The sequence below is a fragment of the Pseudarthrobacter sp. DSP2-3-2b1 genome (genome assembly GCF_049895945.1).
Taxonomy (GTDB): Bacteria; Actinomycetota; Actinomycetes; order Actinomycetales; family Micrococcaceae; genus Arthrobacter.
Genome location: NZ_JAFCTI010000012.1, coordinates 24738 through 40410, shown reverse-complemented (window position 1 = coordinate 40410; position 15673 = coordinate 24738). Strand labels below are relative to the sequence as shown.

The following is a 15673-nucleotide window of genomic DNA, read 5'->3' as shown; positions in this document are numbered from 1 at the left end:
GAATCAAGATGGCCATTAAAGCCGTGACGCCCCCTCACCACAGTGAGAGAGCGTCACGCCAAAACCCACATTTAGTGAGAGAGGATCGCCGGAAAACCCACATCTAGTGAGAGAGCGTCCTGTGGGAGGGGAGGGGGTGGGGAGGGGGAGGGGGAGGGAGACGGGGGTTACTTGAGGACCACCGTCCTGTTGCCCAGGAGGATCACGCGGCCTTCGCAGTGCCAGCGGACCGCGTTGGACAGGGCCTTGCACTCGGTGTCCCGGCCGGCGGCCACCAGATCGTCCGGTCCGTAGGTGTGGTCAACTTCCACCACCTGCTGGGAGATGATCGGGCCCTCGTCCAGTTCGCCGTTGACGTAGTGCGCGGTGGCACCGACGGTTTTGACGCCGCGGGCGTAGGCCTGGTGATACGGCTTCGCGCCCTTGAAGCTGGGCAGGAACGAGTGGTGGATGTTGATGGCCCGCCCGTCCAGCTTGCGGGTCAGTCCGTCGCTGAGCACCTGCATGTAGCGGGCAAGGACCACCAGTTCCACGTTGTACTCGTCCACAAGTTCCAGCAGCCGCGCCTCCGCGGCAGGCTTGGTGGCCGCGGTGACCGGTACGTGGAAGAACGGGATCCCGTGCCACTCCACGAGGGTCTGGTGGTCTGTGTGGTTCGAGACCACGGCCACGATGTCCACGGGCAGTTCGCCGATCCTGGCGCGGAACAGCAGGTCGTTGAGGCAGTGCCCGAACTTGGACACCATGATCAGCACCTTGCGCTTGGAGCCGTGCGGCTCGAGCCGCCAGCGCATCCCGAAGCGTTCGGCTACCGGGCCGAAAGCGGCCCGCAGCGTATCCGCCGTGGAGGCGTCGCCGTCGGATGTGAAGTGCACGCGCATAAAGAAGTGGCCTTCGGAGCGCTCGCCGAACTGCTTGCTGTCCAGGATGTCGCAGCCGTGCTCGAGCAGGAAGCCGGAGACGGCGTGGACGATGCCCGGGGACTCGCTGCAGTCCAGAGTCAGGACGTGCTCAACGGTGGTCACCGGCTGGCCGGAAAGGGAGGTTTCAGTCTGAATGGTAGTCATGGCTCAGCACTCGATCACATTCACGGCGAGGCCCCCGCGGGACGTCTCCTTGTATTTGGTCTTCATGTCCGCTCCTGTTTCACGCATGGTTTTGATGGCTTTGTCCAGCGATACCTTGTGGCTGCCGTCCCCGTGCAGGGACAGCCGCGCCGCATTGATGGCTTTCACGCTGGCAATGGCGTTCCGTTCGATGCACGGGATCTGCACCAGGCCGCCCACGGGATCGCAGGTCAGCCCGAGGTTGTGTTCAATGCCCACTTCGGCGGCGTTCTCCACCTGCTCGGGCGTGCCGCCGAGGACTTCGCAGAGCCCTGCGGCGGCCATGGAGCAGGCAGAGCCCACTTCGCCCTGGCAGCCCACTTCCGCGCCGGAGATGGAGGCGTTGATCTTGAAAAGTATCCCGACGGCGGCCGCGGCCAGCAGGAAACGCACCACACCGTCGTCGTCCGCTCCGGGAACAAACTTGACGTAGTAGTGCAGGACGGCGGGAACGATCCCCGCCGCGCCGTTGGTGGGGGCGGTGACAATCCGCCCGCCGGCGGCGTTCTCCTCATTCACCGCGAGGGCGAACAAGTTCACCCATTCCATCGCCCGCAGCGGATCGGTCACGCCGGTGTCCGCGGTGAGGGTCTGGAATAACGACGGCGCCCGTCGCCTGACGTTCAGGCCGCCGGGAAGGATCCCTTCCGCGGCGCAGCCGTTGTCCACGCATTCGCGCATGACGGCCCAGAGCTTCAAGAGCTTCTCGCGAAGCTCTGCCTCCGTGTGCCACATGAGCTCGTTGGCGAGCATCACGTCGGAGATGGACATGCCTTCGCGCTTGCAGATCGCCAGGAGTTCGTCCGCGCTGGTGAAGGGGTAGGGGAGTACGGTGTCATCGGCCACCACCTTGTCCTCGCCCGCGGCGTCGCCGTCAACAACGAAGCCGCCCCCAATGGAGTAGAAGCTCCGTTCGCTGAGCACGGCGCCGGTGTGGTCCAGTGCCCGGAACGTCATGCCGTTGGGGTGGGCCGGGAGCGACTTGCGGCGGTGCAGGACCACGTCCTCGTCCCAGTTGAAGTCCACGCGGTGGTCCCCGCCGATCCGGAGTTCGGCGTCGAGCGCGGCGGCAGCCACTTGATCGTCAGCGGTGGAGGTGTCCACCGTTTCCGGATCCAGGCCCTGGAGTCCGAGTACCACGGCCTTGTCGGAACCGTGGCCCCGGCCGGTGGCACCGAGGGAACCGAACAGTTCAGCCTGGACCCGTGTGGTTGAGCTAAGCAGTCCGCCGCCCTTGAGGCCGTCGGCGAACTGCTTCGCCGCCCGCATCGGGCCCACCGTGTGTGAGGACGACGGCCCGATGCCAACGGAGAAAAGGTCCAGGGCGCTCAGCGCCATCAGGGAACCTCGGGGGACGCGTATTCCCTCATGGCGTCCAGCAGCCAGCGGCCCAGGAAGTCCGCGAACGAGGCCCGCGGGAAGAGCCGGAAGCTTTCCTCGCCGGTCTTCTGCAGGACCACCGGGATGTTGCCCACCTCGGTGGCCAGGGCGGTTCCCGGAGTGAAGCTGCGCGGGTGCAGGTCAAGGGCGCAGCCCTTTTCCAGGACCGCGCGGGCGCGCGGGCCGGAGAGTTCGAACGTGGTGCGGTTGGCGGAGAGGTCCACCACCTGGCCCGGGGCGTCGCCCAGTGCCTCCACGAGGGAGCTGATGAGGTTGCCGCCCAGCGAATCGTGGGCCTCTTCCGGTGCCACGGCCATGAACTCGGAGGGTCCGAGCCAGAGGACGCTGATGCTGTCCGTTCCCGTCACCTCGCCGCAGCGTGCGGGCAGGCCGCCGGTTACGGCTGCGATCCGGGAGGCTTCCTCGGAACGGGGGTCAACGCGGATTCCGGCCATGGTCTGGAAGGGGCCTTCGGCCAGGATGACCTTGCCCGGGACGGAGCCTGCTTCCAAGGCGGGGGCGAGGTGGGAGGCGGGGCTGCGGCGGATGTCCCGGAGTCCATTGATGCCTGTCAGTGCTGCTGTGTTAGCCATCTTTGCGGGTCCCTTCGGGGTCAAAAAGTACGGTTTCTGCGATAACGACGTCAAGCAGCTGGTCGCCGGCGGCGGCCACGAGGGTCTCGCCGATGCGGTTGCGGCCGTTCTTGATCAGTGCCAGGCCAAAGGAGCGGCCCAGGGCGGCGCTGTGGTAGCTCGAGGTCACGAAGCCCTGCATGGGAACCGGGCCGTAGGCGGGGGTGGTGGGGATCCCCTTTTCCACGAGCTGGGTGCCTTCCGGGAGCCGGAACGAGCCGTCAACGGGCAGCACGCTGACCAGGTGCTTGCGGTCTTCACGCTGCGCGTCGGCCCGGGCGTAGGAGCGCTTGCCGATGAAGTCCTTGGCCTTGGAGACAACCCATTCCATGCCGGCATCCTGCGGGGTGACGGTGCCGTCGGTGTCCTGACCCACGATCGGGTAGCCCTTTTCGGCGCGGAGCACGTGCATGGTTTCGGTGCCGTAGGGGGTGATGTTGAATTCGGCCCCTGCGGCGGCCACGGCTTCCCAGGTGTTCAGCCCGTACCAGGACGGGATGTTGATCTCGTAGGCCAGCTCGCCGGAGAACGAGATCCGGCAGACCCGGGCCTGCACACCGGAGGCGAGGGTGGTTTCGCGGAAGGTCATGAACGGGAAGTTTTCTGCTTCCAGTCCGCCGTCTTTGGCGAGTTCCGGGGCTACCTTGGCGAGGACCGCCCGGGATTTGGGTCCGACGACGGCAATGGTGGACCACTGTTCGGTCACCGAGGTGCAGTGGACGTCCAGCTCAGGCCATTCGGTCTGCAGCCATTCCTCCAGCCAGTCCAGGACCTTCGCGGCCCCGCCGGTGGTGGTGGTCATGAAGTAGCGGTCATCGTCCAGGCGGAGGGTCACTCCGTCGTCGAAAATCATGCCGTCAGCCATGCACATCACGCCGTAGCGGGCAGAACCCGGGGCGAGCTTCTTGAACGCATTGGTGTAGATCCGGTTGAGGAACTCACCGGCGTCCTTGCCGCGGATTTCGATCTTGCCCAGCGTGGTGGCGTCCATAAAGCCCACGGAATCGCGGACGGCGGCGCATTCGCGTAGCACTGCCGCGTCCATGTCCTCGCCGGCCTGCGGGTAGTACCAGGGACGCTTCCACTGCCCAACGTCCTCGAACAGTGCGCCCTTGGCAACGTGCCACGGGTGGATCGAGGTGACGCGGGCGGGATCAAACAGTTCGCCGCGCTGGCGTCCGGCCAGTGCCGCGAATGCCACCGGGGTGAACGGTGCGCGGTAGGTGGTGGTGCCGATATCGCCGATGCCACGGGAGGCTTCGCCTGCGGTGCGGAGCGCTGCGGCAATGACGCCGATCGCGTTGACGCCGGAGGTCTTGCCCTGATCGTTGGCGGTGCTGATGGAGGTGTAGCGCTTGATGTGCTCCACGGACCGCATGCCGGCGCCGGTGGACCGCAGGACGTCAGCCACGGACTGGTCCCGCTGGAAGTCCACGTAGTGGTGGTGCCAGTCATCCGGCGTGCCCTGCTCGCCCGGAACCAGCCACAGCTGGCGGGTCGGGGCTGAGGCCTTCGGCTCGCCAAAGGCGGAAGGCTCGACGGCGGACGCGAAGCCCGCGGCGATGGCGGCGGCTGCTCCGGCTGAGATTCCCTCGGCGAGGACGTCCGCGAGTTCGAAGCTGCCGCGGCCGGAGCCGATGGTCTGCTGGTTAGGGACCACGGTGCTCGGCACGAAAGCGGCGAGTTCGTCGTCCCAGCGCAGCTTGCCCTGGCGCTGGGAGTGGAGGTGCACCAGCGGGCTCCAGCCACCGGAAACTGCCAGCAGATCGCAGGCGATCTCTTCGACGCCGGAGGTGAGTTCGCCGTCGTCGTTGATGCTGCGGACGGTGACGGCGTTCAGCCGGCCGTCCACTGTGCCTTCTCCAGAGGAGGATGTGTTGGCCACCGCGCTGCCGATCAGCACGCGGATGCCGGCTTCGACGGCGGCCGCAGCAACTGCGGAGAGCTGCGGGCGGGCGTCCACGACGGCGGCGAGCTTGACGCCGGCGGCGCGGAGATCCGCGGCCAGGGCGTAGGCGCTGTCATTGGTGGTGCTGATGACAACGCGCTGCCCGGCGGCCACTGCGTAGCGGTTGAGGTAGCTGCGGACGGCGGAGGCCAGGATGATGCCGGGGCGATCGTTGTTCTCGAACACCAGCGGCCGTTCGTGCGCGCCCGGAGCCAGGACAACCTGCTTGGCGCGGACGTGCCAGATGCGCTGCCGGGACACGCCGGGGGCGGCCGGGCTGGACAGGTGGTCCGTGCGGTTCTGGACGGCGATGACGTAGTTGGCGTCGTAGGCACCGAAGGCGGAGGTCCTGTTCAGGACGGTGGATTCGGCGCCGGAAACCAGCTCGGCTTCCACATCGGCCACCCATTCCAGGGCGGGCTTGCCTTCGATGGTTTCGGCCAGTTCAGGGGCGGTGGAGCCGGAGAGGAGGGAGCCGCCCAGTTCCGGTTGGTCGTCCATCAGGATGACGCGGGCGCCGGTGCGGACAGCTTCGCGGGCTGCGGCGAGGCCGGCAGGGCCGCCGCCGATCACCAGGACGTCGGTGTGGACGTACTTCTTGTCGTACTCGGCGCGGTCGTCCTCCGGGTCGAGCTTGCCAAGGCCGTTGAGCAGTTCCGCCTTGAGGCCGTCCACCAGGGTGACGGTGGTGGCGGGGAGCATGGACTCTGCCACGTCGCCGGGGAAGCGCGGGGAGATCTTGACCATCGCGTTGGATTCCTCGACGCCGGCGGACATGATGCCGCGGGGCCGGTCCTCGTAGAGCGAGTTGCCGGCATTGATGCGGCCGTTGGCAATCAGGGCAGAGGCGAGGGTGTCGCCGGGATGGCCCGTGAATTCCTCGCCGTCCACGGTGAAACGCCAGGAGATGGTGCGGTCGATGCGTCCGCCGGAGGCGAGGCGGGCGTTCTGGGAAGTCACTTGGTTGCTCCCTTCGGGGCGGTGGTGCTGGCGGCGGTGGTGCTTGGCGCTGCGTTGCTGGAGGCCGAATCGGCCGGCGCGATGCTGGTGCCGGAGATGCTGGGTGCGGCGTTCCCGGTGGTGGTGCTGTCAGCGGCGGTGCTGGCAGTGCCTGATTCGGGGGCGGCCTTGACCGTCAGGTCAGGCCGGGGCGTGCCCATCGGGTAGATCGCCTGGATGTCGTAGGTGACGGTGTCGCGGAGCATGTTGAACCACTGGCGGCAGCCGGTGCTGTGCAGCCAGCGCTCGGCGAAAATGCCCTTGGGGTTTTCCCGGTAGAACAGGAAGCGGGCCCATTCCTTGTCGTCCAGCTCGTTCGGGTTTTCCGGGTACGGCACGTGGGCCTGGCCGCCGTAGTGGAACTCGGTCTCGTCACGCGAGCCGCAGTTGGGGCATGCGATAAGCAGCATGTGCGTCTTCTTTCTCTGTGTGCAGGGTCCGCGGCGGCGGCTAGTGGGCGACGGCGGCTGCGCCGTGTTCGTCGATGAGGGCTCCGGTTTCGAAGCGTTCCAGCGCGAACGGCTTGTTCAGCTGGTGCGGGGTGCCGGTGGCGATGTTGTGGGCGAAGGTGAGGCCGGCAGCCGGGGTGGCCTTGAAGCCGCCGGTGCCCCAGCCGCAGTTCACGAACATGTTCTCCACCGGGGTGTTGCCCACGATCGGGGAGGCGTCCAGGGTGGTATCCACGATCCCGCCCCAGGTCCGGAGCACGTGGGCCCGGGCAAAGATGGGGAAGAGCTCGACGGCGGCTGCCATCTGGTGCTCGATCACGTGGAAGGATCCGCGCTGGCCGTAGCCGTTGTAGGAGTCAACGCCGGCGCCCATGACCAGTTCGCCCTTGTGGGCCTGGGAAACGTAGACGTGCACGTGGTTGGACATGACCACCGTGGGGTGGACCGGTTCGTGCAGCTCGGAGACCAGGGCCTGGAGCGGGTGGGACTGGATGGGGAGTTCAAAGCCGGCCATTTCGGCCAGGACCGAACTGTGTCCGGCAGCGCAGAGGCCCACCTTTTCGGTGTTGATGGTGCCGCGGTTGGTCTTGACGCCGGTGACCCGGTTGCCGTCCTTGATGAATCCGGTGACTTCGCAGTTCTGGATGATGTCCACGCCCATTTCGTCGCACTTGCGGGCGAAGGCCCAGGCAACGTGGTCGTGCTTGGCGATGCCTGCGCGCGGCTGGTAGGTGGCGCCCATCACGGGGTAGCGGATGTTGTCACTGATGTTCAGGATGGGGCAGAGTTCCTTGACCTGCTTCGGATCCAGCCACTCAGCGTCCACGCCGTTGAGCTTGTTGGCACCCACTCGCCGCATGCTTTCACGGACGTCACCCAGGGTGTGGGCCAGGTTCATGACGCCGCGCTGGCTGAAGAGGAAGTCGTATTCGAGTTCCTCAGGCAGGATTTCCCAGAGCTTGAGGGCGTGCTCGTAGATGGCCGCGCTCTCGTCCCAGAGGTAGTTGGAACGGATGATGGTGGTGTTCCGTGCCATGTTGCCGCCGGCGAGCCAGCCCTTTTCCAGGACGGCAATGTTGGTCATCCCGTGGTTCTTGGCCAGGAAGTACGCGGTGGCCAGGCCGTGCCCGCCGCCGCCCACAATCACGGCGTCGTAGGAGGATTTGGGCTCAGGGTTGCGCCAGAGGAATTCCGGGTGCTCGGGAAGCTGCTGGGTGCTCACTGGGCTGCTCCAATCAGGTCTGATTCGAAGGCGGCGATCGCGGTGCCTTCATTGAGGTGGGGGTAGAGGGGGAACTTATCGGCCAGGGCCGTGACGCGGGCACGGAGTTCGACGACGGTGCTGTCGCTGAGGGGCGAGGCCCCGGCGGTGCCGTCCGCAGCCGCAGCGATCAGCGCCGTCGCGATGATGTCCGCAACCTCGGTGAATTCCGTGGCGCCGAAGCCGCGGGTGGCCAGCGCCGGTGTGCCGATCCGGAGTCCGGAGGACACCATCGGCGGACGGGGATCGAACGGGACGGCGTTGCGGTTCACGGTGATGCCGATCCGGTGCAGGGCGTCTTCGGCCTGCTGTCCGTCCAGTTCGGAGTTGCGGAGGTCCACCAGGATCAAGTGCACATCGGTGCCGCCGTTGACCACGGAGATGCCTGCCGCGGCGACGTCGTCCTGGAGGAGGCGTTCGGCCAGCAGCTTGGATCCCTGCAGGACGCGTTCCTGGCGTTCCTTGAACTCGGGGGAGCCGGCGAGCTTGAAGGCTACGGCTTTGGCTGCGATCACGTGCTCCAGCGGGCCGCCCTGCTGGCCGGGGAACACGGCGCTGTTGATCTTCTTGGCGTACTGCTCCTTGGCCAGGATGACGCCGCCGCGCGGGCCGCCGAGGGTTTTGTGCGTGGTGGTGGTGACCACGTCGGCGTAGGGGACCGGGTTGGGGTGCAGCCCGGCGGCCACGAGGCCGGCGAAGTGGGCCATGTCCACCATCAGGTAGGCGCCTACGAGGTCGGCGATGCGGCGGAACTCGGCGAAGTCGAGCTGGCGGGAGTAGGCGGACCAGCCGGCCACGATCAGCTTGGGCCGGTGTTCCAGGGCGAGTGCTTCCACCTCGGCCATATCGATCCGGAGGTCGGATTCACTCACGTGGTACGGCACTACGTTGTACAGCTTGCCGGAAAAGTTGATCTTCATGCCGTGGGTCAGGTGCCCGCCGTGGGCCAGGCTCAGGCCCATGATCGTGTCGCCCGGGTTCAACAGCGCGAACATGGCGGCGGCGTTGGCCTGCGCGCCGGAGTGCGGCTGAACGTTGGCGTATTCCGCGCCGAACAGGGCCTTGACCCGGTCGATGGCCAGCTGCTCGATCACATCAACGTGCTCGCAGCCGCCGTAGTAGCGCTTGCCGGGGTAGCCCTCGGCGTACTTGTTTGTCAGGACTGAGCCCTGCGCCTCCATGACTGCGGAGGGGGCGAAATTCTCCGAGGCGATCATTTCCAGGGTGGACTGCTGGCGGCCCAGCTCATTGGCGATGGCCTGCTGGACCTCGGGATCGACTACGGAAAGTCGCTCGTTCAACTGCTCAACCACGGATGCTCCTTATGAAATACCACTGTTGCAATGACTGATATATCAGTGTGAGGTCAATGGTATGATCGGAATCACAGTGAGTCAAGGGCAGGAAGCAAAGTGGCACCATGCTTCCGCTGGCGGCTCGGACATTGAGTCTGAAGAACGGAGCGTCGCTTTGCACGCATTTCCAGCCATGCCTTCCGCTGACGGCGAAGCGTTGTCCCAGGCGGAGGCCGCCTACCGGCAGCTGCGCGACAAACTGATCATGCTCGAGATCCGGCCCGGTGAACCCATCAATGACGGGCAACTGGCTGCCGAACTTGGCTTCGGCCGCACCCCTGTCCGCGAGGCAATCAAGCGGCTCGAGGTGGACCACCTGGTGGTTTCATATCCACGGCGCGGCACCTTTGCCACCATCGTGGACATCACCGAGCTCGCAGACGTTTCGGACATCCGGGAGCTGTTGGAACCACTGGCCGCCCGCCGCGCCGCCGTCAACGCCAGCTCAGAGATGCGGGCGGAAATCCGGTCTGTGGCGGAAGCCATCGCGGGCATGGACACCACACCTGCCGACAAGCGCGAACTCATGCGGTACGACCTCACCGTGCACCGGCTGATCTACCGTGCCGCCGGCAACCGCCACCTTGAAGACTCGCTCATCCGTTACGACAACCTGGCCACGCGCATCTGGTGCCTGGTCCTGGACAAGGTTCCGTCGGTTGCGGGCCACATCACCGAACACGTGCGGCTGCTTGAGGCAGTGGCCGACGGCGATGCGGAGTTGGCGGCGAAGCTGGCGTTGGAGCACGTCTCAAGTTTTGAGAAGACCATCCGCAAGGTGCTGTAGCTGCGCCGCTGAACCCACCGGTGCTCGAGACCCCAAAGGATGGAAGAACGCACTATGCCCGCTGCCACCCGGAACGCCCCGGACCGCGCCGTCAGATACGGCTTCGCCTTCATCGGCGTTCTGCTGATCGCAGTTAACCTTCGGGTGTCCTTTGTCAGCGTGGGGTCCGTGCTCTCCAACATCAGCAACGATCTTGAGCTATCCAATGCCGCAGCAGGATTCCTTACCGGCCTTCCGCTCATTGCTTTCGCAGTATTCTCACCGGTGGCGCCCGGGTTCGCTTCCCGCCTGGGCCTGGACCGGGCGCTGTGGATGTCCCTGCTGATCCTTGCCGTGGGCATCGTGCTTCGATCCTTGCCGCTGCCCGGCCTTATCTGGGCGGGCACGGCCATAATCGGCTTGGCTATCGCATTTCTCAATGTCCTGGTGCCATCCCTCCTCAAGCGGGACTTTCCGGCGAGAGTCAGCCAGGTCACCGGAACTTACACCGCCACGCAGGCCGCCTTCGCGGCGATCGGGGCCGCCGTCGTCGTTCCCGTGGCACAAACATCACCAGCGGGATGGCGGCTTGCCCTCGGAATCTGGGTGGGCTTTGCTCTCATTGCCATGGCGGTGCTCCTGCCCTGGCTGCGCAGGCACAGGTCCGGCACGGACCCCGCCAGTACCCCGAAGCTCGCCTACCGTTCGCCCTGGACCTCAGTCCTGGGCTGGCAGGTGACGATCTTCATGGGACTCCAATCGATCGCGTTCTATGTCCTGATGGCATGGCTGCCCACCATCGAACAAAGCCGCGGGGTGCCCCCGGCAACTGCCGGCATCCACCTCTCTGCTTTCCTGCTCATCAGCGTTTTCGCCAGCCTTGCCGCGGGGCGAATCCTTCACCGGGGTTCGGATCAGCGGCTTGTTTCCTTTGCCAGCGGTGCGCTCATGACCGTGACCTTCCTGGGGCTGGCTCTTGCGCCTGACTTGATCGTGCTGTGGGTTCTTCTCGGCGCGGTCGGTTGCGGGAGCCTCATTGTCATCGCGCTGTCGCTGTTCAGCTTCAGGACGGTGAATTACCCGCAGGCCGCGTCACTGTCCGGCATGGCGCAATCCGTCGGCTACGGTTTGGCTGCCTTGGGGCCGGTGATGTTCGGGGGGCTTCGCGACGTCAGCGGAGGCTGGACGCTTCCACTGTTGGCCGCCGCGGGCATCATGGCGGTGCTCGCCGTGATCGGTGTGCTTGCCGGGCGGGACCGGGTGATCGGCGGCTCAAGCTGAGCAGCTCCACGCCGGCAAGGGCTCGCGGGGACTGCAGTCCGGCCTGGCCGCGCGCAACGTCCTCTGCTTTTTCCGTGGACCCCATAGGATCGGAACGGTGAACCCAACCGGGAGGACGCTGCAGACGGCCTTGTGGCGGGTACGTAAGCCGCAAACTACTTGAGAGTATGGATCATGGCTTCGAACAATGACCGCGAATCCGACGTCGACGCGGAAACCGGCCAGCACGGTGGCGTCCAGTCCGTTGACCGCGCCCTTGCGGTCCTTGAGATCCTTGCGCGCGATGGCCACGCCGGCGTGAGCGATATTGCCGAGGAGATGGGGATCCACAAGTCCACAGTCTCAAGGCTGCTGGGTTCGCTGGTAAGCAGGGAAATGGTCCACCAGAACAGCGATCGCGGAAAATACCAGCTCGGCTTCGGCATCCTTCGGCTGGCCAGCTCCATCCCCGGGCGGTTGAGCATGGTCCGGGAAGCACGGCCCATCCTGGAAAACCTGGCCGAGCAGTTCAAGGAGACGGTAAACCTCGCCGTCCTGCGCTCCAATTACGCGGTGAACGTGGACCAGGCCATGGGTCCGTCCACCCTTGCGACGTACGACTGGGTGGGCAGCCTGACACCACTGCACGCGACGTCGAGCGGCAAAGTCCTGCTGGCGGCACTGCCGGCGGATGAGCGGGACCGCATCCTGAAAGAGACCGGGTTGCCGGCCCGGACTCCCCGTACCATCACCGACCGGAAAGTGCTGGAAACCCAGCTCATCGACGTCGCCCGCGCCGGCTACGGGGTGGTGCGCGAGGAGTTCGAAATCGGGCTGACGGCGGCTGCTGTGCCCGTTTACAACCACCTTGGTGCCGTGATCGGTGCCGTCAGCATCTCCGGCCCCGCCTTCCGCTTCGACCCGGAAAAAGAACCGGGCCTCCTTGCCGGGCTGAAAGAGGCCGGCCTGCAGATCAGCGCAAAGATGGGCTACAGAGGGCGCTGACCCCCGGAAAATTCCGCTAGCTCAGAAATCTGCGGCAGCTCAGGTGTGACTCCCGCCGGCGGCCTCGGACCGCACCGCTCGCTCGGGACCGGCACGCCGCCCTTTGGCGTGTGTCTTCGATGCCATGCCGGGCTGGCAGCTGACTCTCAAGGGTGCGGTCATGAAAGGCTGCGGCGCTGCAATACAAAGGAAAACCCTTGACAAGAACCCTGACTGGGCCGCAATCTGTTGCTTATTGCGATTGCTGTTGTTCCATGTGGAACTTAGCGGATCGCACGCTCCGGACCCCCACTTGAGGAAGAGGTCACTTCATGCGCAAGGCATGCCCGCTTCACGCCTCCCGTTTCAACCTGCGCACCGGAAGCGTTGATGCGCCGCCGGCCAAGCTGCGGGTCCGCTCCCACGAAGTAACAGTGATCGACTGCGACATCATGATCACCGCATCAACGGAAGTTCCCAACCTTCCCCCGGCCTGACTGTTGACGGCCACATCTAGCGTCAGCCCATGAATCCGAACAAAAGGACTTGCTCATGGCATTGAACAGCGACACCCGCATTACCAGCGACATCCACGTTGAACCGGAGGCCCCTTCCGCCTCCCACCATCCGCTCGCCGAGTCGGAGGACACCGAGCAGATCATGCAGGAGCTCCGCCAGTCGAAGGCGGAGCAGGCGGTGGCCGAACGGCGGAACCGCAAACTCACCCTCGACAAGACCACTTTCGGAATCACCGGCGTCCTCGCCCTGGCTTTCGTGGCCTGGGGTTTCCTTGGGCGGGACAGCTTGTCCGCTACCTCAACCCTTGCCCTGGACTGGGTGATGGAATACACGGGCTGGCTGTTTATGGTTCTGGCCTCGTTGTTTGTTGTTTTCGTCCTCTGGCTGGCCCTCGGCAAATGGGGAAACATCCCCCTCGGCAAGGACGGGGAGAAGCCCGAGTTCCGGACAATCTCCTGGGTGGCCATGATGTTTGCCGCCGGCATGGGCATTGGCCTCATGTTCTACGGCGTAGCCGAGCCCCTTTACCACTACATCTCACCACCGCCCGGAACGGTTGACGGGCGAACCCCGGCGGCCATTCAAACGGCCATGGCCACCTCCATCTTCCACTGGACCCTGCACCCGTGGGCGATGTACGCGGTAGTTGGCATCGCCATGGCCTACGGAACCTACCGGTTGGGCCGCAGGCAGCTGATCTCCGCAGCTTTCAGCTCCTTGTTCGGCATCAGGACGGTGGAAGGACCCGTAGGCAAGTTCATCAACATCCTCGCCATCTTTGCCACACTCTTCGGCACCGCCGCTTCCCTCGGACTCGGCGCACTCCAGATCGGCAGCGGCCTGAGCTCCAACGGCTGGATGGGCGAGGTCGGCACACCCGTGTTGGTGGCCATCGTGGCCATCCTTACTGCGTGCTTCGTTGCATCAGCGGTTTCCGGAATCAGCCGCGGCATCCAGTGGCTCTCCAACATCAATATGGTCCTGGCCGTCGTTCTTGCCGCCATAGTTTTTGTCGCCGGGCCCACACTTTTCATCCTCAACCTCATCCCCGCAGCCGTAGGGGACTACGCCCGGGACCTGGCTGAGATGGCCTCCCGCACCGAGGCGGTGGGGGACGAGTCACTCCGCACGTGGTTGTCCGGCTGGACCATCTTCTACTGGGCATGGTGGGTTTCCTGGACGCCCTTTGTGGGCATGTTCATCGCCCGCATCAGCCGTGGCCGCACCATCCGCCAGTTCGTCACAGGCGTCCTCCTGGTCCCGAGCATCGTCAGCGTCATCTGGTTCGGAATCTTCGGCGGAACGGCTTTCCATGTCCAGCAGGAAGCCGACAAGGCGAACCAGCCCGGGCTCGTGGACATGAGCAGTGGTTCCCCGTCCGTGAACTTCGACGGCGCACTGTTTGATCTGGTGAAGAACCTGTCCATGCCCGGCTGGCTGACCGCTGCCGTCATTGTGCTGGCGATGGTCCTGGTGGCGATCTTCTTCGTGACAGGCGCGGACTCCGCATCCCTGATCATGGGGTCCCTTAGCTCGAACGGTTCCTCGGAACCGAAGCGCGGCCTCGTCATCTTCTGGGGCCTCCTCACCGGAGCCGTGGCGGCCGTCATGCTGCTGGCTGGCGGCAATGAGCCCTCGCAAGCACTGGCGGGGCTGCAGCGAATCACCATTGTGGCGGCGCTGCCGTTCGTGCTGGTCATGCTGCTGCTGTGCTTTGCCCTGGTCAAGGACCTGCGCAGGGACCCCCTGTCCCTCCGACGGCGGCTCGCGAACTCCGTCGTCGAGCGCGCCATCCGCGACGGTGTTGACCAGCACGGCGGCGTCCAGTTCGATCTGGTCACCAGGCACGAATGCGGCGGGCGCTGTTCAGTGGACACCCCCTGCCCCGGCGACGCCTCGAATACCGGCGCCATCGCCGTCGTGACAGTACCAGCCGCCACCACGAAGCCCACCCCAGCTGTGCAGGAGAAACCGTGACCACCATCGTTGAAGGCCGCCAGGCTGTTGATGGCCGCCCGGCCACTGAAAGGCGCCCATCCACTGACAGCCGCCCTGCTGGTGGCATTGCAGTAGCCGCCCCGGTAACTGCCGTGGCTGGCACTGCCACTGCGGATGCCAAGACCCGCCCGGCCCAATTTGTCCTCACCCTGTCCTGCCCGGAACAGCCCGGCATCGTCCGGGCGGTGACGGCCTTCCTGGCCGACCGCGGCTTCGACATCGTGGAACACCAGCAGTTTGATGACCACGTCAGCGGAAAGCTCTATCTGAGGACAGCCTTTACCGGCGACGGTGTGGACGAGCTGAACCAGCAGGTACTCACAGCCGGCTTTGCGGGCATAGCCAAGGAATTCGGCATGGAGTTCACCATCCATGACGGCCGGCCGCAGCGGCTGCTGGTGATGGTCTCAAAGTTCGGGCACTGCCTCAATGACCTCATTTTCAGGTGGCAGGCAGGCAGCCTCGGCGCGGAGATCGCCGTCGTGGTTTCCAATCATGAGACCCTGCGCCCCATGGCGGAAGCAGCCGGCCTGACCTTCATCCACGTTCCGGTCACCGCTGCAACCAAGCCGGAGGCAGAGGCGCGGCTGTTGGAGCTCGTGGCCGAGTACGACGCTGACCTGGTGGTTCTGGCCCGTTACATGCAGGTCCTGTCCAACGAGTTGTGTGCCAGCCTCCGCGGCCGGGCCATCAACATCCACCACTCGTTCCTGCCCGGTTTCAAGGGGGCAAAACCGTACCACCAGGCCTATGACCGTGGCGTAAAGCTCGTCGGCGCCACCGCGCACTACGTGACCGCAGACCTAGACGAGGGTCCCATCATCGAGCAGGAAGTCTTCCGGGTGGACCACAGCCTTGACGCGGATGCCCTGGTCACCGTGGGCCGGGATGCCGAAACCCAGGCCCTGTCACGCGCGGTGAAGTGGCACTGCGAGCACCGCGTCCTGCTCAACAACACCCGCACCGTCGTCTTCCGCTAACGCGAACGCAGCAACGCGAACGCCAAGCAAACGCCC

The 15673-nt window shown here is 65.4% G+C and carries 13 protein-coding genes; 6 read left to right on the top strand and 7 right to left on the bottom strand.

The features are described 5' to 3' along the window. Positions 1–167: 167 nt before the first annotated feature. From purU (ACP7AX_RS14775) to glyA, 7 genes are read right to left on the bottom strand one after another with little or no spacing between them, the layout of a single operon-like run. A complete protein-coding gene (purU, locus tag ACP7AX_RS14775) occupies positions 168–1067 on the bottom strand; it encodes a formyltetrahydrofolate deformylase (RefSeq protein WP_426227365.1) in 900 nt (299 codons plus the stop codon). Between the two features lie 3 nt (positions 1068–1070). Next, entirely contained in the window at positions 1071–2444 is a 1374-nt protein-coding gene (locus tag ACP7AX_RS14770; RefSeq protein ID WP_426227363.1) for an L-serine ammonia-lyase, read from the bottom strand. Then, positions 2444–3079 (bottom strand): sarcosine oxidase subunit gamma, encoded by a 636-nt coding sequence (locus ACP7AX_RS14765; protein ID WP_426227361.1) that lies wholly within the window; start codon positions 3077–3079, stop codon positions 2444–2446. Before ACP7AX_RS14765 ends, ACP7AX_RS14770 begins: the two co-directional genes overlap by 1 nt. After that, entirely contained in the window at positions 3072–6026 is a 2955-nt protein-coding gene (locus ACP7AX_RS14760) for a 2Fe-2S iron-sulfur cluster-binding protein (RefSeq protein WP_426227359.1), read from the bottom strand. The genes ACP7AX_RS14765 and ACP7AX_RS14760 overlap by 8 nt, the downstream gene beginning before the upstream one ends. Further along, positions 6023–6475, bottom strand: a complete 453-nt coding sequence (locus ACP7AX_RS14755; protein WP_426227357.1) for a sarcosine oxidase subunit delta — start codon at positions 6473–6475, stop codon at positions 6023–6025. Before ACP7AX_RS14755 ends, ACP7AX_RS14760 begins: the two co-directional genes overlap by 4 nt. 40 nt (positions 6476–6515) lie before the next feature. After that, entirely contained in the window at positions 6516–7736 is a 1221-nt protein-coding gene (locus tag ACP7AX_RS14750; RefSeq protein ID WP_426227355.1) for a sarcosine oxidase subunit beta family protein, read from the bottom strand. Then, the gene (glyA, locus tag ACP7AX_RS14745) at positions 7733–9088 is read right to left on the bottom strand and encodes a serine hydroxymethyltransferase (RefSeq protein ID WP_131684265.1); all 1356 of its coding nucleotides are present in this window, start codon (positions 9086–9088) and stop codon (positions 7733–7735) included. The genes ACP7AX_RS14750 and glyA overlap by 4 nt, the downstream gene beginning before the upstream one ends. A 175-nt stretch (positions 9089–9263) precedes the next feature. Between glyA and ACP7AX_RS14740 the strand changes: the two genes are divergently transcribed. The 6 genes from ACP7AX_RS14740 (at position 9264) to purU (ACP7AX_RS14715) (ending at position 15637) form a co-directional block, all read left to right on the top strand. Continuing rightward, entirely contained in the window at positions 9264–9917 is a 654-nt protein-coding gene (locus tag ACP7AX_RS14740; RefSeq protein ID WP_426227353.1) for a GntR family transcriptional regulator, read from the top strand. Between the two features lie 39 nt (positions 9918–9956). Continuing rightward, entirely contained in the window at positions 9957–11177 is a 1221-nt protein-coding gene (locus ACP7AX_RS14735; protein WP_426227351.1) for an MFS transporter, read from the top strand. A gap of 174 nt (positions 11178–11351) precedes the next feature. Continuing rightward, positions 11352–12161 (top strand): IclR family transcriptional regulator domain-containing protein, encoded by an 810-nt coding sequence (locus ACP7AX_RS14730; protein WP_131684266.1) that lies wholly within the window; start codon positions 11352–11354, stop codon positions 12159–12161. A 311-nt stretch (positions 12162–12472) separates the two neighbouring features. Beyond that, the gene (locus ACP7AX_RS14725; RefSeq protein ID WP_426227348.1) at positions 12473–12637 is read left to right on the top strand and encodes a hypothetical protein; all 165 of its coding nucleotides are present in this window, start codon (positions 12473–12475) and stop codon (positions 12635–12637) included. A gap of 55 nt (positions 12638–12692) precedes the next feature. Continuing rightward, on the top strand, positions 12693–14636 hold the full coding sequence (locus ACP7AX_RS14720; RefSeq protein WP_426227346.1) for a BCCT family transporter: 1944 nt from the start codon (positions 12693–12695) through the stop codon (positions 14634–14636). Between the two features lie 113 nt (positions 14637–14749). Further along, positions 14750–15637, top strand: coding sequence for a formyltetrahydrofolate deformylase (purU, locus tag ACP7AX_RS14715; RefSeq protein WP_426227499.1), 888 nt, complete (start codon positions 14750–14752; stop codon positions 15635–15637). The last annotated feature ends 36 nt before the right edge of the window (positions 15638–15673 follow it).